Here is a 19571-nt window from a genome sequence, read left to right on the forward strand (position 1 = left end):
TTTTAGCTACACTGAATCGTCGACAATCCCGTTTTTTCAACGCTTGAGCAGAACGCCAGCCATGTCACTCGATCCGAACTACCCACGCGATTTGATCGGCTACGGCCGCCACCCGGTGCAGACGAACTGGCCGGGACGGGCGCGCGTCGCCGTGCAATTCGTGCTCAATTACGAAGAAGGCGGCGAGAATTGCGTGCTGCACGGCGATCCGGGCTCCGAGCAGTTCCTGTCGGAGATCGTGGGCGCGGCGGCGTATCCGTCGCGTCACATGAGCATGGAGTCGATCTACGAATACGGTTCGCGCGCGGGCGTGTGGCGCATCCTGCGCGAGTTCGAGAAGCGCGGCATGCCGCTGACGATCTTCGGCGTCGGCATGGCGATCGAGCGGCATCCCGAAGTGGCGAAGGCGTTCGTCGAACTGGGGCATGAAATCGCGTGTCACGGCTATCGGTGGATTCACTATCAGGACATGTCGCCGGAGAAGGAAGCCGAACACATGCGCCTCGGCATGGAAGCGATCGAGCGCGTGACGGGCGTGCGGCCGCTCGGCTGGTACACCGGACGCGATAGCCCGAATACGCATCGGCTGGTCGCGGAATACGGCGGTTTCCTCTACGACTCGGACTATTACGGCGACGACCTGCCGTTCTGGACCGAAGTCGAAGTGACGGGCGGCGAGAAGAAGCCGCATCTGATCGTGCCGTACACGCTCGACACCAACGACATGCGCTTCGCGACGCCGCAAGGCTTCAACACGGGCGATCACTTCTTCACGTACCTGAAAGACGCGTTCGACGTGCTCTACGAAGAAGGCGACGAAGCGCCGAAGATGCTGTCCATCGGCATGCACTGCCGCTTGCTCGGCCGGCCGGGGCGCTTTCGTGGCCTGCAGAAATTCCTCGATCACATCGAGAAGCATGATCGCGTGTGGGTTACGCGGCGTGTCGACATCGCGCGTCACTGGCGCGAGCAACATCCTTTCGAAAAAGCTAACAACGGGACGGCGGCATGAAGGCGATGCACTACACACTCGACCAACTCAACACCATGCCCGCCGACACGTTCGTGACGGTGCTCGCGGGCATTTTCGAGCACTCGCCGTGGGTGCCGGAAAGAGCGGCGCAACAGCGCCCGTTCAAGGACATCGACGCGCTGCATCGCGCGATGTCGCAGATCGTCGAAGAGGCCGGCGAAGACAGGCAGCTCGCGCTCATCAACGCGCACCCGGAGCTCGCGGGCAAAGCGGCGGTGCGCGGCGAGCTGACCGCCGAATCGACGCGCGAACAAAGCGGCGCGGGCCTGAATCTGTGCACGCAGGAAGAGTTCGACAGGCTTCAGTCGCTGAACGCGCAGTATCGCGAGAAATTCGGGTTTCCGTTCATTTTCGCGGTGCGCGGCTATGACCGTCACGGCATCATCGCGAACTTCGAAGCGCGCGTGAATCACGACCGCGCCGAAGAATTGCGCACGAGTCTCGACCAGATTTACCGGATCGCGGGCTTCAGGTTGAACGACCTGATTCAAGCGGCGTAATCCGCAAACAACCGTAAACGAACGAAAAGAAGGACAGAAACAAATGGCAATCCCGACACTCGATCCCAATGCGCCCGACTTCACGCGCCGCTATGTGAACCTGGCGGACCCGCGTCTGGGCGCGCAGGCACTCGAGGCGAGCGACGATTTCTTCGCGCCGAAGGAACGCATGCTGAATCCCGAGCCGGCGGTGTTCATTCCCGGCAAGTACGACGATCACGGCAAGTGGATGGACGGCTGGGAAACGCGCCGCAAGCGCACGACGGGCTATGACTGGTGCATCGTCAAGCTCGCGCGTCCGGGCGTCATCAAGGGCATCGATGTCGACACGAGCCACTTCACCGGCAACTTCCCGCCGGCGGCGTCGATCGAAGGGGCGCATGTCGCCGACGGCGCACCGAATCAGTCGACGCAATGGACGGAAATCGTCCCGTCGACGACGCTGCAGGGCAACAGCCATCACTATCTCGAAGTCGAGGTCCAGCAGCCGTTCACGCATCTGCGCGTGAACATCTATCCGGATGGCGGCATCGCGCGTCTGCGGGTCTATGGCCAGCCGCAACTCGACTGGAGCAACGCGGACAAGCATGCGCTCGTCGATCTCGCCGCGATGGAAAACGGCGCGTACATGGTCGGCACGAACAATCAGCACTTCGGTCTCGCCTCGACCTTGCTGATGCCGGGCCGCGGCGTGAACATGGGCGACGGCTGGGAAACGCGCCGGCGTCGCGAGCCGGGCAACGACTGGTGTATCGTCGCGCTGGCGCAGCCGGGCATCATCAAGAAGGTCGAAGTGGATACCGCGCACTTCAAGGGCAATTTCCCCGACCGCTGCTCGCTTCAGGCGGCATACGTGAAGGGCGGCACGGACAGCTCGCTCGTCACGCAGGCGATGTTCTGGCCGGTGCTGCTTGGCGAACAGAAACTGCAGATGGACAAGCAGCATTTTTTCGAGTCCGAACTCGCCGCGCTCGGCCCGGTGACGCACGTGCGCTTCAATATTTTTCCTGACGGCGGCGTGTCGCGTCTTCGTCTCCTCGGAACCCTTGCATGATGAAGAAACTCGCTATCGAACCGTTGACGCGCGCAGCGTTCAAGCCTTATGGCGATGTCATCGAACTCGATGGCGCCAAGCAGATTCCAATCAACCTCGGCACCACGATCCGCTTCCACGATCTGTGCAACGTCGACGTGACGGACGGCGGCGGCCACGCGATCGTCAATCTGTTTCGCGGCCAGCCGCGCACGCTGCCGTTCGAATGCAAGATGATGGAGCGTCATCCGCTCGGCAGCCAGGCGTTCATTCCGCTCGATGACCGGCCGTATCTCGTCGTCGTCGCGCCCGCGGGCGATCTCGACGAATCGAAGATCCGCGCCTTCGTCACGCGCGGCTGGCAGGGTGTGAACTATGCGAAAGGCGTGTGGCATCACCCGCTGCTCGCGCTGGGGAAGGTGAGCGATTACATCGTCGTCGATCGCGGCGGCGGCGAAGGGCACAACCTCAACGAGCAGGATCTGAAGGAATCGCTCTGGCTGACCGAAGACGCGCTGCGATAGGCGCATCGAAAGCAGCACCCGCGCAGTGACGAAAGACCGGAACGCACCTCCGGTCTTTTTTTTCGTCACAGCGCCGCCCACACCACCCGATATCGCCGCCTTCCCACCCGAAATCTCCGTTGAACGGGACAGACCCGCCCCTTACCCTTGACGGACGGCTTGCATCCGGCCAGCGTCCGCCTCGGGACCGTCCGGTGCCGCACTAATAAATACGGAGACAGCATGAGCGATTCGGCCAGGAGGCGCGCGAGCGTAAGCGGTAACGATCAGTATGACTACATAGTGGTCGGGGCAGGATCGGCGGGATGCGCGGTCGCGAGCCGCCTTGCCGACCAGCAAGGGGTCACGGTCGCATTGCTGGAGACCGGCCCGGACGATCATCACTACACGGTGTGGGCGCCCGTCGGCGTGGCGAAGCTGGCGGTGAAGGAAAATGTGCGCAACTACGGTTATCACACGCTGCCGCAACCGTCGCTGAACAACCGGGTGTCGTTTCAGCCGCGCGGCCGCGGACTCGGCGGCAGCTCGTCGATCAACGGCATGCTGTATGTCCGCGGTCATCGCAACGATTACGATCGATGGGCGCAACTCGGATGCCGCGGCTGGAGCTACGAAGAAGTCCTTCCGTACTTCCGCAAGGCCGAGTCGAACGGCCGGATCCGCAATGGTCTCGACGACGCCTTCCACGGCGCGCAAGGCCCGCTGCACGTCTGCGATCAGCGCACGCTCAATCCGTTCAGCCAGCGCTTCATCGACGCCGCGTTGCAGGCGGGCATGCGGCTCAATCACGATTTCAACGGACAGCATCAGGAAGGCGTCGGGCTATATCAGGTCACGCAGTACAACGGCGAGCGCTGGAACACCGCGCGCGCGTATCTGCATCGCGGCGACGCAGCCGATGCATCGCTCTGCGGCGGCCGCGACTCGCTCTCGGTGATGACCGGCACGATCGCGCTGCGCATCGAGTTCGACGGCAAGCGGGCGACCGGCGTGCGCGTCGTGCGCGATGGCCTCGAGCGCAGCCTGCGTGCGCGTCGCGAGGTCATCGTGTGCGCGGGCGCGTTCAATTCGCCGCAACTGCTTCTGGCATCGGGAATCGGCCCGGCCGCGCATCTGCGCGAGATGGGTATCGATGTCGTGCACGATCTGCCGGGCGTCGGCGAGAACCTGCAGGATCACATCGACATCACGATCAAGAAGGCCGTGCCGACCGCCGATCTCTACGGCTACTCGTGGCGCAACATCGCGCGCATGATTCCGGAGCTGATGCGCTACAGGCGCGACCGCACGGGCATGTTCGCATCGAACATCATCGAGGCGGGCGGCTTCACGCGCAGCCGCGAAGGGCTCGCGGAACCCGATCTGCAGTTCGCGTTCATTCTCGCGCTCGTGGGCAGCCGTGGCGACGGCGCGGGCAGGAAAGCGCCGCCGGGATACAGCTGTCACGCGACCAACCTGCGCCCGAAAAGCCGTGGCGTGCTTCGCCTCAAGTCGCGCGACATGCGCGACGCGCCGCTCATCGATCCGCGCTATCTGAGCGTGGAATCCGACATGGACAACCTCGTGACCGGCGTGCGGCTCATTCGCCGGATTTTCTCGCAGCCCGCGCTTGCGCAAGCGGGCGGGCGCGAGCTCATGACCGACGATTTCGGCCCCGGCGAGGGCGATGAGCGCGCCATTCGCGCTTACATCCGCGAGCATGCGGACACGCTCTTTCATCCGGTCGGGACATGCAAGATGGGCGTCGATGAACTCGCGGTCGTCGACCCCGACCTGCGCGTGCGCGGCATCGATGGTCTGCGCGTGGCCGACGCCTCGGTCATGCCGACGATCATCGGCGGCAACACGAACGCGCCGACCATCATGATCGCGGAGAAGGCCGCGGATCTCATTCGTGCCGCCGTCTCCACCGAGACGCGCGTCGAGGCAATCTAATTCAGCGGGGAACATCGCATGCAAAACGGTGACACACAGGCGCTGCCGAAACCTTATCCGCCGTCGCTGCCGGCGACCGCGGCGACGCGCGCGGCGCACGAGCGCGCGCTGCACGAACTGCCTCCCGACGATCCCGAGGAGGAAGCGGACGCGCGGCGCGGATTCATCGGCACGGTGCCGGACGCCGAAGTGCGCGGCGCATATGGCCAGCTCGTCTGGAGCCTCGCGGACTACGCCTTTCTGAACGAGCCCGAGGCGCCCGACACCGCGCATCCGTCGCTGTGGCGTCACGCCCGCATCAATTCGCTGCACGGCCTTTTCAAGGTGACGGAGCGCATTTATCAGGTGCGGGGTTTCGACGTCTCGAACGTCACGTTCATCGAGGGCGACAGCGGGCTCATCGTCATCGATCCGCTGACATGCAAGGAAACCGCCGAGGCCGCGCTCGCGCTCTATTGCGCGCATCGGCCGAAGCGTCCGGTCGTGGCCGTCATCTACAGCCATAGCCACGCGGATCATTTCGGCGGCGTGCGCGGCGTCACGAATGACGCGGATGTGCAGGCCGGGCGCACGGCGATCATCGCGCCGGCCGGGTTCATGGAAGAGGCGGTGTCGGAAAACGTGATGGCCGGCCCGGCGATGGCGCGTCGCGCGCAGTTCCAGTTCGGCCACACGCTCGCGCGCACGCGTGCTGCCAGATCGATGCCGGCATGGGCAAGACCATGCCGCGCGGCACGATCACGCTGATTCCGCCGACGCAGCTCATTCGCGAGCCGCTGGAGACGCATGTCATCGACGGCGTCGAGATCGTTTTCCAGCTGACGCCGGAAAGCGAAGCGCCCGCCGAAATGCATTTTTACTTCCCGCAGGAGCGCGCGCTCAATCTCGCGGAGAACGGCACGCGCTCGCTGCACAATCTGTGTCCGCTGCGCGGCGCGAACGTGCGCAATGCGCAACGCTGGGCGCGCTATCTGGGCGAATCGCTGGAGCGCTTCGGACGCCACGCGGATGTCGTGTTCGCGCAGCACAACTGGCCGACTTGGGGCCGCGAGCGTATCGCCGGATATCTCGAAGCACAGCGCGATCTATACAAGTATCTGCACGATCAGACCGTACGCATGATGAATCGCGGCATGAACGCGGCCGAGATCGCGGAGGTCATGCGCCTTCCCGATTCGCTTCACGCGCTGTGGCACGCGCGCGGCTATTACGGCACGGTGTCGCACAACGTGAAGGCCATCTATCAGCAGTATCTGAGCTGGTACGACGGCAATCCGTCGAATCTGCACGCGCTGCCGCCGGAACTGGCGGCGCCGCGCTACGTCGAGTACATGGGCGGCGCGGATGCCGTGCTCGAACGCGCGCGCCGGGATTTCGGCAAGGGCGAATATCGCTGGGTCGCTCAGGTGATGAATCATCTCGTGTTCGCGCAGCCGCAGTTGCTCGAAGCGCGCGCACTGGGCGCGGCGGCGCTGGAGCAGATGGGCTATCAGGCCGAATCGGCGACGTGGCGCAATGCGTTCCTTCTGGGTGCGCGCGAGTTGCGGGAAGGGCATCGCGCGGCGACGCAGTTCGCGAGCCGCAGCCGCGACATGGTGTGCGCGATCACCGAAGACATGTTCTTCGACTATCTGGCGGTGCGTATCGACGGGCTGAAGGCACAGAATCTGACTGCGCGCTTCGACTGGCGTTTCAGCGATGTCGACAAGCGCTTCTCCGTGAATCTGCAGCACGGCGCGCTGACGTGGTCTGCGCTGCCGTCTGCGTTGCCGCCGCACGCGCAGATCGACATGACGCGCGAGACGCTGAATCTGATCCTCTGCGGCGAAACCGGCTTCGCGGGCGCACTGCGCGAAGGTCAGATCCGCGTCACGGGCGATCTCGACGCGTTCAAGTCGCTGCTCGGCGCGCTCGAACAGGTCGACAACGACTTCAACGTCGTGGAACCGTAAGCGGCGCGTCGTTATCGCGTATCGAAAGGCCGGTGCGGGCGCGCCGGCCTTTCGCGTTTCGGGGCGCGCTCTTTATCGAACGGCTAAGATAGTCGGCCCAGACGAGCCTGAAACAAGGAACCACGCATGATCGATCTTCGCAGCGACACCGTCACCCGTCCCAGTCAGCCGATGCTCGCCGCGATGACCGCGGCCAAAGTCGGCGACGATGTCTGGGGCGACGATCCGACCGTCATCGAATTGCAAGGCAGGCTCGCGGAGCGCACGGGCAAGGAAGCGGGCCTGTTCTTTCCGAGCGGCACGCAGAGCAACCTCGCGGCGTTGATGGCGCATTGCGCGCGCGGCGACGAATACATCGTCGGCCAGCAGGCGCACACGTACAAGTACGAAGGCGGCGGCGCGGCGGTGCTCGGCAGCATCCAGCCGCAGCCGATCGAAAACGCGCCCGACGGCGCCTTGCCGCTCGACAAGATCGCGGCGGCGATCAAGCCGATCGACAATCACTTCGCGCGCACGCGTCTGCTCGCGCTCGAAAACACCATCGGCGGGAAGGTGCTGCCGGCGTCTTATGTCGCGGAGGCGACGCAACTCGCGCGCAGTCGCGGTCTGTCGACGCATCTCGACGGCGCGCGCATATTCAATGCGGCGGTGGCATCGGACAAACCAGTCGGCGAACTGTGCGCGCCGTTCGACTCGGTTTCCGTCTGCTTCTCGAAGGGGCTGGGCGCGCCGGTCGGTTCGGTGCTGGTCGGATCGAAGGCATTGATCGATGTCGCGAGCCGCTGGCGCAAGGTGCTCGGCGGCGGCATGCGCCAGTCGGGCGTGCTGGCGGCGGCGTGTCTGTATGCGCTCGATCATCACGTCGATGGCCTCGTGCAAGACCACGACAACGCCGCGCATCTCGCCGCCGGCCTCGCACAGATCGATGGCATCAAGATTCAGTCGCACGCGACGAACATGGTCTTCGCGCAGATTCCCGAGGCGCATTGCGCGCGGCTCGAAGCCTTTCTGAAGGAGCGCGGCATCCTCACGCAGATGCTCTATGCGTCGCGCTTCGTCACGCATCGCGATGTGTCGCGCGCCGATATCGACACGGTCGTTCGCGCGGTGAAGGATTACTTCGCACGTTGAAGGTCGAATCAAAAATGCCCCGCTTCCGAACGAAGCGGGGCATTTCATTGCGCGCAGCGGCAAGCTTATTTGACAGCGCCGCCTGCAAACCACGCCGCCACCTTCTGACGCTCCGCATCCGTCATTTGCGTGACGTTGCCGAGCGGCATCGCCTTCAGCGTCACGGCCTGCTGATGCACGCGCTGCGCATTCTGCTTGATTTCCGCGGGCGTATCGAGCAGGACGCCGGCGGGTGCGCTGCCCATCATCGTCGGATGCGCGGAGTGGCACGTCGCGCAACGCTGCTGGATGATCGGCTGAATGTCGGAGACCTTGATCGTCGGCGCGCCTGCGGCCTGGGCGACGGGCACCGAAGGTGCGGGCATAGTCCATGCGAACGCGCCGAGCACCAGCACGAGACCCGCGACCGGCATGTACCACAGCACCTGGCCGCGATGGCGCATCACGAAGAACTGGCGAATCAGCGCGCCCGCCAGCATGATGAGCACGAGGATCAGCCAGTTGTACTTGTGCGTGTAGGTCATCGCGTAGTGGTTCGACAGCATCGCGAACACCACCGGCAACGTGAAGTACGTGTTGTGCACGGAGCGCTGCTTGCCGCGCTTGCCGTAGATCGCGTTCGGCGTTTCGCCCTTGAGCATCGCGGCGACCATCTTGCGCTGGCCCGGAATGATGACGAAGAACACGTTCGCCGACATGATCGTCGCGATCATCGCGCCGGTGATCAGATACGCCGCGCGGCCCGCGAACACATGGCACGCGATGAACGCAGCGATCAGCACATAGATGCCGACGCAGATGCCGAGCAGCTTGTCGTTGGTGCCGAGCACGCGGCACAGCGTGTCGTACACGATCCAGCCGGCCATCAGAAAGCCGAGCGCGGCCGATACGGCGACCACCGGACCCATGTCGAGCACGCTCTTGTCGATGAGATACGTGCTCGGCGCCATCAGATACAGCACGAAGAAGAGGCCGAAGCCCGACATCCACGTCGTGTACGACGGCCAGAACGACCAGTGCAGGTTTTCCGGCATGTCCTGCGGCGCGACGGAATACTTCTGCATGTGATAGAAACCGCCGCCGTGAACGTGCCAGAAATCGCCGAACACGCCGCGCCGGCGCGCGTTCGGGTCGGTTGGCGGTTTCAAACTGTTGTCCAGCGCGACGAAATAGAACGATTCGCCGATCCACGCGATCGCGACGATGACGTGCAGACAGCGCAATACGAGATTGAGCCAGTCGGTGACAAAGCCTTCCATGTACTCCTCCACTACCGATTCGTTATGTGCTTGTGGGGTTCAAGCGATGTTTTGGCTGCCGCTCAGCTTCCGCGATAGGTGCTGTACGCCCACGGCGACACGAGCAGCGGAACGTGATAGTGCGACGAAGCATCCGCGATGCCGAAGCGCAGCACGACGCGATCGACGAAGCGCGGCTCGGGCACTTTCACGCCGAGCGCGGCGAAGTAGTCGCCTGCGTGGAACACGAGTTCGTATTCGCCGGTTTCGAAGTCGGCGCCTTCGAGCAGCGGCGCATCGGCGCGGCCGTCGTCGTTCGTGTGGATGGTCTTGATCGCGCGGCGGGCGTCGCCGTTGAGCGCGAACAGCTCGACTTTGAGGTTCGCGCCCGGGCGGCCGTGCGCGGTGTCGAGGACGTGGGTAGTGAGCTTGCCCATTCGCAGTTTCCTTGAGTTGTGCGAGATCCGGCTTTGCGCATCGATCCGAAATTCGGCACCTGATTACTCGAGGTGCGTCTGCGGCGGATCGAGGCTCCACGTCAGTGGCTACATACCCGTCGGCGTTTCAGATGCGCGCCGTGTACAGCATTGTAGGAATTCGAGACGCGCTGTGCGGCCGCGATAGGAAAGATAATGCCTGACGCATGACAGCGTCGCGTAAGCAAGACGCACGCGCTCGGAATCGCTTTTCGCCGATGCTACCCGCGCCAATAATCGGGAATATATTGCCGCCGTGAAGATGACTATGACTGCCGCTTGATTGCGTCCGATTTTTTGGCTGCGGACAGTAGCGGTGCGCGCAATATCCATGGATATTTGCCGCGTCCCGAAGACGGCGGCAGACGCTGGGTAACCGGGGCTTTTCACTGGTTTCCCAACTGTCTCTGGAGAGAGTTAGCTTATGCCACGCAGTCTTCTGGTCAAGAACGCCCACATGCTCGTCACGATGGACGAAGCGCGCCGCGAAATCGCCGATGGCGGCATGTATATCGAGGGCAATCGCATCGTGCAGGTCGGGCCGACGAGCGAACTTCCGCAATCCGCCGACGACGTACTCGACATGCGCGGTCATCTCGTGATTCCGGGCCTCGTCAACACGCACCATCACATGTATCAGAGCCTCACGCGCGCGATTCCCGCCGCGCAGAACGCCGAGCTTTTCGGCTGGCTCACGAATCTCTACAGGATCTGGGCGCATCTGACGCCCGAAATGATCCATGTCTCGACCCAGACCGCGATGGCCGAACTGCTGCTGTCCGGTTGCACGACGTCGAGCGATCACTTGTATATCTATCCGAACGGCAGCCGGCTCGACGACAGCATCGCGGCGGCGCGCGAGATCGGCATGCGGTTTCACGCGGCGCGCGGGAGCATGAGCGTCGGACAAAAGGATGGCGGCTTGCCGCCCGATTCGGTCGTCGAAAAGGAGGATGCGATTCTGAAGGATTCGCAACGCCTGATCGAGACGTATCACGACGAAGGCCGTTACGCGATGCTGCGCGTGGTCGTCGCGCCTTGTTCGCCGTTTTCGGTGAGCCGCGAATTGATGCGCGATGCGGCGCTGCTCGCGCGCGAATACGGCGTGTCGCTGCACACGCATCTGGCCGAGAACGTGAACGATGTCGCGTATAGCCGCGAGAAATTCGGCATGACGCCGGCGGAATATGCGGAGGATCTCGGCTGGGTCGGGCATGACGTGTGGCACGCGCACTGCGTGCAGCTCGACAAGGCGGGCATCGAGCTTTTTGCGCGCACAGGGACGGGTGTCGCGCATTGCCCGTGCTCGAACATGCGGCTCGCGTCCGGGATCGCGCCGATTCGCGCGATGCGCGATGCGGGCGTGCCGGTGGGTATCGGCGTGGATGGGTCGGCGTCGAACGATGGCGCGCAGATGGTCGCGGAAGTGCGGCAGGCTTTGCTCTTGCAACGCGTTGGGTTCGGGCCGGATGCGATGACTGCGCGTGAGGCGCTGGAAATTGCGACGCTCGGGGGCGCGAGGGTGCTCAATCGCGATGATATCGGGGCGCTTGCGCCGGGCATGGCGGCGGATTTTGTGTCCTTCGACCTCTCGCAGGTCGCGTTTGCCGGGGGGCTTTCTGATCCTGTCGCTGCGTTGGTGTTCTGTGCTCCGTCGCAGGTGTCGACCAGTGTTATCGACGGGAAGATCGTGGTGAAGGATGGGGTGCTTGCGACGGTGGATCTAGGCGCGGTCGTGGAGCGCCACAATCGTCTGGCGCGGGACTTGGTTCAGGCTGCTTCTTCGGGCTCTTGATCTTTCTTGGGGGCGTTGCGTGAAACCTGTGTTCGCGTCGGTCTTTTCGCACCGGGGCAACGCTAATAGACCGACGCGAACACAGGTTTCACGAACGAGCAAGGAAAGCGTTAAGGCTGATCGATCAACGACCGCGTCGCCTCGGCGACGAGCCCCCGCAACCATCGCACTTCATCCGAATAATGACACCGCTCATGCCACAACTGGTAATACTGCATCGGCGGAAAATCGAGCGGCGCGGGCACGACTGCCAGCGGCAAGAACCGCGCGTAATGGTCCGCGAACAGCCGCGTCGTCGTAAACACGAGATCCGACTTGATCAACACGTAAGGCGCGAGATTGAAGTACGGCAACGTAACGACGACATGACGCTTCAACCGTTCCCGCGCGAGATGCACGTCGATCGCGCCGCGCTGCCCGACGGAATAGGGCGTCGGCGCGAGATGCGGCGCGTTCAGGTACTGATCGAGCGTAAGCCCGCCGCGCTTCGCGAAAGGATGCGTATTGCTGACGAGACACACGATCTTGTCGACGAACAGATTCGAAAGATGCAACTGCTCGGGCGGCTCCGGCCAGTTGCCGACGACGATATCGAGTTTGCCGTCCTCCAGCGCGAGTTCGTAATCGAACGCCGGACCGAGCGAATGAAATTCGAGCGTGGCGTTGGGCGCGGCCTGCCTGAAGCGCTCGACGACAGTCGGCACGAACAGCACGTTCAGATAATCCGGACAGCCGATCCGATAGCACCGCACCGAAGTGGACGGGTCGAAATTATGCTGCTGAACCTTGATGCGCTCGATTTCACGCAGCGCGTTCTGCGTCGGTTCGAGCAGGCGCAGGCCATATTCGGTCGGCACCATGCCGGACTTGCCGCGCACGAGAAGCGGGTCGCCGGTGATGTCGCGCAAGCGCCGCAAGGCAGCGCTGATGGCGGGTTGCGACTGATTGAGCTTGACGGCCGCACGCGTCACGCTGCGTTCCATCAGGAGGGTATGCAAGACGCGCAATAAGTAAGTATCGATCGCCTCGCGTTGCTGACTCATGTTATCTCCACTATATGTTCTGGCTGATCGACGCAGGGGTGCGACATATCGTTTTTAATATGTTGCAAAAAATTCGTCAAGATGTGAGTTACCCGCGATGCCTGGGTTTGCGGGGCGCAACACATAATTTTGAGTTATCGACTTAGCGTCTCGAATTCTGTAAATTCTGCCCGCGATATGAGTTCGTGCGACATCACGCTGTCTTGCGCTCTCGAGCGGTAACTTTTTCCAGCCCGGCCTGCTCGGTGGCCGGGCGCATCTCTGGATCTCAATGGGCGACGCCATCTCCACGTCGACGACGCCACCGCGGCTGGCGTTGTCCGGTATCAGCAAGCAGTATCCGTCGGTCAAGGCGAACGACGGCGTGAATCTCGTCGTCATGCCGGGCGAAATCCACGCCGTGCTCGGCGAGAACGGCGCGGGCAAATCCACGCTGATGAAAATCATCTACGGCGCGGTGCGCCCGGATGAAGGCGAGATCCGCTGGCAGGGCGAGGCGGTCGAGATCGGCAGCCCGGCCGCCGCGCGCAAGCTCGGCATCGGCATGGTCTTTCAGCACTTTTCGCTGTTCGAGACGCTGACCGTCGCCGAAAACATCGCGCTCGCGCTCGACGAAAAGTTCGACATGAAGGCGCTCGGCAAGCGCATCCGCGATGTGTCGAAGGACTATGGCCTCGATGTCGATCCGCAGCGCCACGTCCACAGCCTGACCGTCGGCGAACGGCAGCGCGTCGAGATCGTGCGATGCCTCCTGCAGAATCCGCGGCTGCTCATCATGGACGAGCCGACGTCCGTCCTTACGCCGCAAGCCGTGCAGAAGCTTTTCAAGGTGCTGCGCCGCCTCGCGTCCGAGGGCTGCAGCATTCTCTATATCAGTCACAAGCTCGACGAAATACAGTCGCTGTGCGAAAACGCCACCGTGATGCGCGGCGGTCGCGTGACCGGCAACGTCGATCCGCGCAAGGAGACGCATGCGTCGCTCGCGCAACTGATGGTGGGCCATTCGCTGCCCGACTACACGCGCCGCGAACACAATCCCGGCGACGTGCGCCTTGCGGTGAAAAATCTGTCGGTCGCGAGTCCGGACCCGTTCGGCACGTCGCTCGACAACGTCTCGTTCGGGGTGCACGCGGGCGAGATTTTCGGGATCGCGGGCGTGTCGGGGAACGGACAGGCGGAGTTGCTCGCGGCGCTGTCGGGCGAAATCCGCGATAAACACGTCGCCGCCGATGCCGTGTCGATCTGCGGCAAGCCCGCCGCGCGTCTCACCGCGGGCGGCCGCCGGCGGCTCGGCTTCGCGTTCGTGCCGGAGGAGCGGCTCGGCCGCGGCGCGGTCCCGGCGATGTCGCTCGCCGATAACGGCCTGCTCACCGCGCATCGCGAAAACATGGTGCGCGGCGGCTGGATCAAGGCGGGCACGGTCAAGGCATTCGCGGAACGCTGCATCAAGTCGTTCGACGTGCGTTGCGGCGGCAGCGATGCGCTCGCGCAAAGTCTCTCCGGCGGCAACTTGCAGAAATTCATCGTCGGACGCGAGATTCTTCAGGAGCCGAAAGTGCTCGTGGTCGCGCAGCCGACTTGGGGCGTCGATGTCGGCGCGGCGGGTTTCATCCGCCAGCAACTGCTCGATCTGTCCGCGCGCGGCGTCGCGATTCTCGTGATTTCGGAAGAACTGGAAGAACTCTTCGATATCTGCGACCGGCTCGCCGTCATCGCGCGCGGCAAGCTCTCGCCGGTGCGCAAGACGAGCGAAACCAATGCGGAGGAGATCGGCCTCTTCATGGCCGGCCTCTTCGAAGGCAAGCCCGCGCCCGCCGTCGAATCCGACTCTCTTCAGAAGCACTAAAAGAACGATGATCTTCCCTTATCGACTCGAAGCGCGTCCGGCGCCCTCGCGCGTCATGCAGCTCGCGGTGCCGGTGGTCGCCGCCGTCGCGACGCTCGTCATCGGCTTTCTGATTTTCAGCCTCGTCGGACAGGATCCGCTGCGCGCGATGCATGCGTTCTTCATCGAGCCGCTCTCCAGCATCAACGGCTGGTCGGAGCTCGTGCTCAAGGCGTCGCCGCTGTGCCTGATCGGGCTCGGGCTCGCGGTCGGCTATCGCGCGAACGTGTGGAACATCGGCGCGGAAGGGCAGATGCTGCTCGGCGGCATCGTCGCGGGCGGCATCGCGGTCCATGTCGGCGATGCTTCCGGCTGGTGGACGCTGCCGCTGATGATGGTGGGCGGCATCGTCGGCGGAATGGTGTGGGCGGGCATTCCCGCGCTGCTCAAGAGCCGCTTCAACACGAACGAAATCCTGACGAGCCTGATGCTCACCTACGTCGCGACGCAGTTGCTCATCTATCTCGTGAGCGGTCCGTGGCGCGATCCGGAAGGCATGAACTTCCCGATCTCGGCGATGTTCGGCGACGACGCGCTCTTCCCGCGTCTCTACGGCGACTGGCACTGGACATGGCTGAAGGGCACGCGCATCAACGCGTCGGTGTTTCTGACGGCGATCGCGATTCCCTGCGTGTGGCTCTTCATGCGCAAGAGCTTCGCGGGCTTCCGGATGAACGTAGGCGGTCTCGCGCCGCTCGCCGCGCGCTACGCCGGGTTCTCCGACAAGAAGACGATCTGGACCTCGCTCCTGCTTTCCGGCGGCCTCGCGGGTCTCGCGGGCATGGGCGAAGTGGCCGGTCCGATCGGCCAGCTTCAGGCGGGCTGGTCGCCGGGCTACGGCTTCACGGCGATCATCGTCGTGTTCGTGGGGCGTCTGCATCCGGTCGGCATCGTGCTCGCCAGTCTGCTGATGGCGCTGCTTTATCTCGGCGGCGAAGCGGTGCAGACGTCGCTGCAATTGCCGCAAGCGCTCGCGGGCGTGTTTCAGGGCTTGCTGCTGTTCTGCCTGCTCGGTTGCGATCTGTTCGTGAATTTCCGCATCAAGCGCAGGACGCCTGTACATCACGCCGCTTAACGAGGTCGAGAAAAACATGGACATCAATCAAGCCAGCAATCTCGCTTCGAGCGCCGTGATCGCCGCCATCCCGCTGATGTACGCGGGCGCGGGCGAACTCGTCGCGGAAAAATCCGGCGTACTGAATCTCGGCGTCGAAGGCATGATGCTGATGGGCGCCGTCACCGGCTACGCCGTCACCGCGATCACGGGCAGCCCGTGGCTCGGCATCGTCGCGTCGGTGTTCGCCGGGCTCGCGATGGCGCTGCTCTTCGGCTTTCTCACCATCACGATGCTCGCGAATCAGGTCGCGACGGGCCTCTCGCTGACCATCTTCGGCATCGGCTTTTCGGCGTATGTCGGCAAGCCCTATACGTCGGCGGCGGTGCGCTCGACCATCGACGTGATGCCGATTCCCGGGCTGTCGAGCATTCCGGTGCTCGGCCCGGCGATCTTCTCGCTCACGCCGCTCGGCTATCTCGCGTTCATCATGTTCGCGGTGATCGGCTGGTTCCTCTACAAGACGCGGGCGGGGCTCGTGCTGCGCTCGGTCGGCGAATCGCCGGCGGTCGCGCATTCGGTCGGCTTTCCGGTCGTCGGCGTGCGCTACGGCGCGACGCTCTTCGGCGGCGCGATGGCCGGCATCGCGGGCGGCTATTACTCGATCGTCTATCTGCACGTCTGGCAGGAGCAACTGACGTCGGGGCGCGGCTGGATCGCGCTCGCGCTCGTCGTGTTCGCGACGTGGCGCCCGGGCCGGCTGCTCATCGGCGCGTTGCTGTTCGGCGCGGTGATGGCGCTGCAGTTCTACGCGCAGGCGATCGGCGTCCCGGTACCGACGCAATTTCTCGCGATGCTGCCGTATATCGCGACGATCGTCGTGCTCGTGCTCATCTCGCGTAACCCGAACACGATCAGGCTCAACGCGCCCGCATCGCTCGGCAAGCCGTTCTTCGCGGCGAGTTGATGCCGCTGTTGTTCGCGCGCAGCATCGCGGTTCCGTTCTCATTTTTGACCGACCACACTGATGCGGGCCAAAGCAATTCGTTTGACACACAACATCGACCAGGAGAATCACAATGAATAAACCATGGCTGAAGGCGATCACCGCTACGGTCGCACTGTCCGCCACCGTCGCGGCCTTGAGCGCGCAGGCGGCGGATGCGCCGGGCGTCGCGTTCGTCTATCTCGGCAATCCGGGCGATGCAGGCTGGACCTTCGCGCACGACGCCGGCAGCAAGGAGGCCGAAGCGAAGTACGGCAGCAAGATCAAGATCACGCGCGTCGAGAACGTGCCGGAATCGGCGGACTCGGAACGCGTGTTCCGCGATCTCGCGAACAAGGGCAACAAGGTCATCTTCGCGACGAGCTTCGGCTATCAGGATTTCGCGCTGAAGGTCGCGAAGGATTTTCCGGACACCATCTTCCTGACGGCCACCGGCTTCAAGAAGGCGAAGAACTTCGGCACGTATGACGTGCGCATGTATCAGGGCGCGTATCTCGCGGGCGTCGCCGCGGGCTACGTGACGAAGACGAACACGCTCGGCTTCGTCGCGTCGGTGCCGATCCCGGAAGTGGTGCGCAACATCAACGCGTACACAATGGGCGCGCGCTCCGTGAACCCGAAGGTCCACACGAAGGTCATCTGGATCAATAGCTGGTTCGATCCGGGCAAGGAAAAGCAGGCAGCCGAAACGCTGATCGGCCAGGGTGCCGACGTCCTGCTGCAGAACACCGATTCGAACGCGACGCTCAACACCGCCGCCGAGAAGAAGGTCTTCGCGTTCGGCTGGGATTCGAACATGAAGAAGTTCGGCCCGAGCGCGCATTTGGGCTCGGTCGTCGCGCATTGGGGCGTGTATTACAACGACGTGATCCAGAAGGTGATCGACGGCAAGTGGAAGAACGATCCGGTATGGCTCGGCATTCCGCAGAAGGCCGTGGATCTCGAAGACCTGAATACCGGCGCGATTCCCGCGAAGGCAGTGCAGGCGATCTCCGCGAAGCGTGACGAGTTGCACGCAGGCAAGTGGGATGTGTTCAGCGGTCCGATCAAGGATCAGTCGGGCGCGGAGAAGGTGCCGGCCGGCAAGACGCTGACCGACCCGGAACTGCAGCGCATCAACTGGTACGTCGAAGGCGTGGACGGCTCGCTGCCGAAGTAAGCGCGCATCGTTCGCTCGCCGCAATGTAAAACCGCGCTTCGTTGCAAAACGAAGCGCGGTTTTTTCATGCGATGAGCCACGCGCATCAATCGATACGCAGTCCCACCTTGATCGTCACCTGCCAGTGCAGGATCTTGCCGTCCTCGATGTGCCCGCGCGTTTCCACCACTTCGAACCAGTGCATGTTGCGCAGCGTTTTCGACGCCTTCTCGAGCGCGACGCGCACGGCGTCATCGCTCGATTGCGGCGACGAGCCGGTCAGTTCGATCTGCTTGTAGACGTGTTCCGACATGGTGTTCTCCTTGTAGTGTGGTGGATCGGTCAGAGCGATGCGACGCGTGGCGTCGCAAGATGCTTCGAATACCGATGCAGCAAGGCACGCGCCATCACGCTTTCGCGCGTGGCTTCCATTAAAGGACAGGAACGCGTGCGGGAGTAGTCGGGGTTTGCGCGAAGCGCGCTCGGCGCACGAGCCTCGTCAGCGAGGCCCGCGTGCATCGGCAGAAACCAGGGAGGTCCGCGCAGGATCAGCGCAGCGGTCGCGAAGCGGCGTCGCCTGCGTCCTGACGGCGCGTGCCGCGACGCCTGCGCGCCGAAACCGTCGCGCCGAATTCGCTCAGGATCTGGGCGCGGGCGCGGCTCGCGAATACAAGGAAACCGAAACCGTTTCCCTCGTACCAGTAACCGCCGTTCTCGAGTCCGTCGAGCGGCTGTTCGAGCGCGTTGGTGATGGATTCGACACAACGCCTGTGCAGCTCGTCGATCGCCGGGTAGGGCGGCTGGGCGCCTCGCACGCTGCACAGAAGGACATCGAGTCCCGGCAACACATGTGCGTACAGCACCGGTTCATCCTGGGCGCGAGCCCTGGCGATCTTGGTGTCTAGCTGACCAAATGGCTTGAAATGCCGAAGCACGGCGAGAAAAGACTCGTCGCCATCAGCCTTCACGCGCTTACGCTTTTTCGGGAAGGACATAAAAACTCGCCTGAAAAAGAATTGCAAGAAACGCAGCGTCCTCATGCGGCCACTCCCGTCTTGCGCGCCGCACGTCGATCTTTTATAGCGCATCGATGTGATTAGGTCACGGTGAATCGGGCCATTCGTTTTTAGCAACGGCAAGAGCCGCTGCTCCTTCCTGGCGCACGATTCGTGCCGACGACCGTTTGGCGGCCCGCTTGGCTTCCCTCAGAGCATCTATCTCAATAATAGTCCTGCTGCACCCCACGCGAACAGCTTTCATGAAGAAAAAAGCGGGTGGGCGCACCAAGGGGTAGGGTGGCCAATCAGGCAGACCCGCCCGCGCCGTGCGGGTTCCGCTGCGATGCGAGCGGGTTTGCCCGGCTAGACGCGCGGTGCGTTCTTGAGTTCGTCGCGAATCTCGCGCAGCAGCAGCACGTCTTCGGGCGTCGCGGGCGGCGGCGCGGCTTCGGCCGGCTTGCGCAGATTGTTGATGAACTTGACCATCAGAAAGATGATGAACGCGAGAATGATGAAGTTGATCAGCGTGGTGATGAACGAGCCATAGCCGAATACGGCGACGCCCGCGGTCTGCAAGTCCTTGTACGAATCGGGATTGCCTTTGAACGTTGGCGGTATCGGCCCGAGCCGGACGAACAGGTTCGAAAAGTCCAGGCCGCCGGTGGCGAGGCCGACCACCGGCATGATCAGATCTTTGACGACGGAATTGACGATCGTCGAGAATGCGCCGCCGATGATGACGCCGACCGCGAGGTCCATGACGTTGCCCTTCAGGGCGAAGTTCTTGAATTCTTCGATCATGCTCATGCGCGGCTTCCTCCAGTGTGCGT

19 protein-coding genes are annotated in these 19571 nt (G+C 63.3%); 13 read left to right on the forward strand and 6 right to left on the reverse strand.

Translation table 11 applies throughout. The features are described 5' to 3' along the window. Positions 1-61: 61 nt before the first annotated feature. The 8 genes from puuE (at position 62) to ltaE (ending at position 8108) form a co-directional block, all read left to right on the forward strand. Positions 62-1012: an allantoinase PuuE gene (gene puuE, locus NCS02_RS06570; RefSeq protein WP_250519427.1), complete on the forward strand. Its 951-nt coding sequence runs from the start codon at positions 62-64 to the stop codon at positions 1010-1012. After that, positions 1009-1533, forward strand: coding sequence for a 2-oxo-4-hydroxy-4-carboxy-5-ureidoimidazoline decarboxylase (gene uraD, locus NCS02_RS06575; RefSeq protein WP_250519428.1), 525 nt, complete (start codon positions 1009-1011; stop codon positions 1531-1533). The genes puuE and uraD overlap by 4 nt, the downstream gene beginning before the upstream one ends. A 43-nt stretch (positions 1534-1576) precedes the next feature. Continuing rightward, a complete protein-coding gene (gene alc / locus NCS02_RS06580; protein WP_250519429.1) occupies positions 1577-2587 on the forward strand; it encodes an allantoicase in 1011 nt (336 codons plus the stop codon). Beyond that, entirely contained in the window at positions 2587-3090 is a 504-nt protein-coding gene (locus NCS02_RS06585) for an ureidoglycolate lyase (protein ID WP_033537260.1), read from the forward strand. The genes alc and NCS02_RS06585 overlap by 1 nt, the downstream gene beginning before the upstream one ends. 222 nt (positions 3091-3312) lie before the next feature. After that, complete coding sequence (locus NCS02_RS06590; RefSeq protein ID WP_250522952.1) at positions 3313-5025, forward strand: GMC family oxidoreductase; 1713 nt, start codon at positions 3313-3315, stop codon at positions 5023-5025. Between the two features lie 18 nt (positions 5026-5043). Continuing rightward, positions 5044-5772: an MBL fold metallo-hydrolase gene (locus tag NCS02_RS06595; protein ID WP_250522953.1), complete on the forward strand. Its 729-nt coding sequence runs from the start codon at positions 5044-5046 to the stop codon at positions 5770-5772. Beyond that, positions 5736-6977 (forward strand): alkyl/aryl-sulfatase, encoded by a 1242-nt coding sequence (locus tag NCS02_RS06600; protein ID WP_250522954.1) that lies wholly within the window; start codon positions 5736-5738, stop codon positions 6975-6977. The genes NCS02_RS06595 and NCS02_RS06600 overlap by 37 nt, the downstream gene beginning before the upstream one ends. A gap of 126 nt (positions 6978-7103) precedes the next feature. Beyond that, positions 7104-8108 (forward strand): low-specificity L-threonine aldolase, encoded by a 1005-nt coding sequence (gene ltaE / locus NCS02_RS06605; RefSeq protein WP_244808035.1) that lies wholly within the window; start codon positions 7104-7106, stop codon positions 8106-8108. A 65-nt stretch (positions 8109-8173) separates the two neighbouring features. Here the strand turns inward: ltaE and NCS02_RS06610 are convergent, their stop codons facing one another. Together NCS02_RS06610 and uraH are read right to left on the reverse strand one after the other, a co-directional pair. Beyond that, positions 8174-9367, reverse strand: a complete 1194-nt coding sequence (locus NCS02_RS06610; protein ID WP_250519431.1) for a urate hydroxylase PuuD — start codon at positions 9365-9367, stop codon at positions 8174-8176. Positions 9368-9429: 62 nt separating this feature from the next. Then, positions 9430-9783, reverse strand: coding sequence for a hydroxyisourate hydrolase (gene uraH / locus NCS02_RS06615; protein WP_008350002.1), 354 nt, complete (start codon positions 9781-9783; stop codon positions 9430-9432). A 463-nt stretch (positions 9784-10246) separates the two neighbouring features. Between uraH and NCS02_RS06620 the strand changes: the two genes are divergently transcribed. After that, positions 10247-11617 (forward strand): 8-oxoguanine deaminase, encoded by a 1371-nt coding sequence (locus NCS02_RS06620; RefSeq protein ID WP_033537253.1) that lies wholly within the window; start codon positions 10247-10249, stop codon positions 11615-11617. Positions 11618-11727: 110 nt separating this feature from the next. Here the strand turns inward: NCS02_RS06620 and NCS02_RS06625 are convergent, their stop codons facing one another. Then, the gene (locus NCS02_RS06625) at positions 11728-12660 is read right to left on the reverse strand and encodes a LysR substrate-binding domain-containing protein (protein ID WP_008349998.1); all 933 of its coding nucleotides are present in this window, start codon (positions 12658-12660) and stop codon (positions 11728-11730) included. A gap of 271 nt (positions 12661-12931) precedes the next feature. Here NCS02_RS06625 and NCS02_RS06630 point away from each other — a divergent pair, with 271 nt between their 5' ends. The 4 genes from NCS02_RS06630 to NCS02_RS06645 all read left to right on the forward strand — a co-directional run bounded on the left by NCS02_RS06630 (position 12932) and on the right by NCS02_RS06645 (position 17764). Next, positions 12932-14506, forward strand: a complete 1575-nt coding sequence (locus tag NCS02_RS06630; protein ID WP_008349995.1) for an ABC transporter ATP-binding protein — start codon at positions 12932-12934, stop codon at positions 14504-14506. 7 nt (positions 14507-14513) lie between these two features. Then, complete coding sequence (locus NCS02_RS06635; RefSeq protein WP_250519432.1) at positions 14514-15620, forward strand: ABC transporter permease; 1107 nt, start codon at positions 14514-14516, stop codon at positions 15618-15620. Positions 15621-15636: 16 nt separating this feature from the next. Then, positions 15637-16566 (forward strand): ABC transporter permease, encoded by a 930-nt coding sequence (locus NCS02_RS06640; RefSeq protein ID WP_008349992.1) that lies wholly within the window; start codon positions 15637-15639, stop codon positions 16564-16566. Positions 16567-16678: 112 nt separating this feature from the next. Further along, a complete protein-coding gene (locus NCS02_RS06645; protein ID WP_008349990.1) occupies positions 16679-17764 on the forward strand; it encodes a BMP family ABC transporter substrate-binding protein in 1086 nt (361 codons plus the stop codon). An 85-nt stretch (positions 17765-17849) separates the two neighbouring features. On the opposite strand, the gene NCS02_RS06650 is transcribed toward NCS02_RS06645, so the two are convergent. The 3 genes from NCS02_RS06650 to mscL all read right to left on the reverse strand — a co-directional run bounded on the left by NCS02_RS06650 (position 17850) and on the right by mscL (position 19548). Further along, positions 17850-18056, reverse strand: a complete 207-nt coding sequence (locus tag NCS02_RS06650; RefSeq protein ID WP_008349988.1) for a dodecin — start codon at positions 18054-18056, stop codon at positions 17850-17852. 235 nt (positions 18057-18291) lie between these two features. Beyond that, complete coding sequence (locus NCS02_RS06655; protein ID WP_008349986.1) at positions 18292-18783, reverse strand: hypothetical protein; 492 nt, start codon at positions 18781-18783, stop codon at positions 18292-18294. A 321-nt stretch (positions 18784-19104) separates the two neighbouring features. Next, positions 19105-19548, reverse strand: a complete 444-nt coding sequence (mscL, locus tag NCS02_RS06660) for a large conductance mechanosensitive channel protein MscL (RefSeq protein ID WP_008349984.1) — start codon at positions 19546-19548, stop codon at positions 19105-19107. Between the last annotated feature and the right edge of the window lie 23 nt (positions 19549-19571).

Source organism: Caballeronia sp. NCF2, from assembly GCF_023631205.1.
GTDB lineage: Bacteria > Pseudomonadota > Gammaproteobacteria > Burkholderiales > Burkholderiaceae > Caballeronia > Caballeronia zhejiangensis.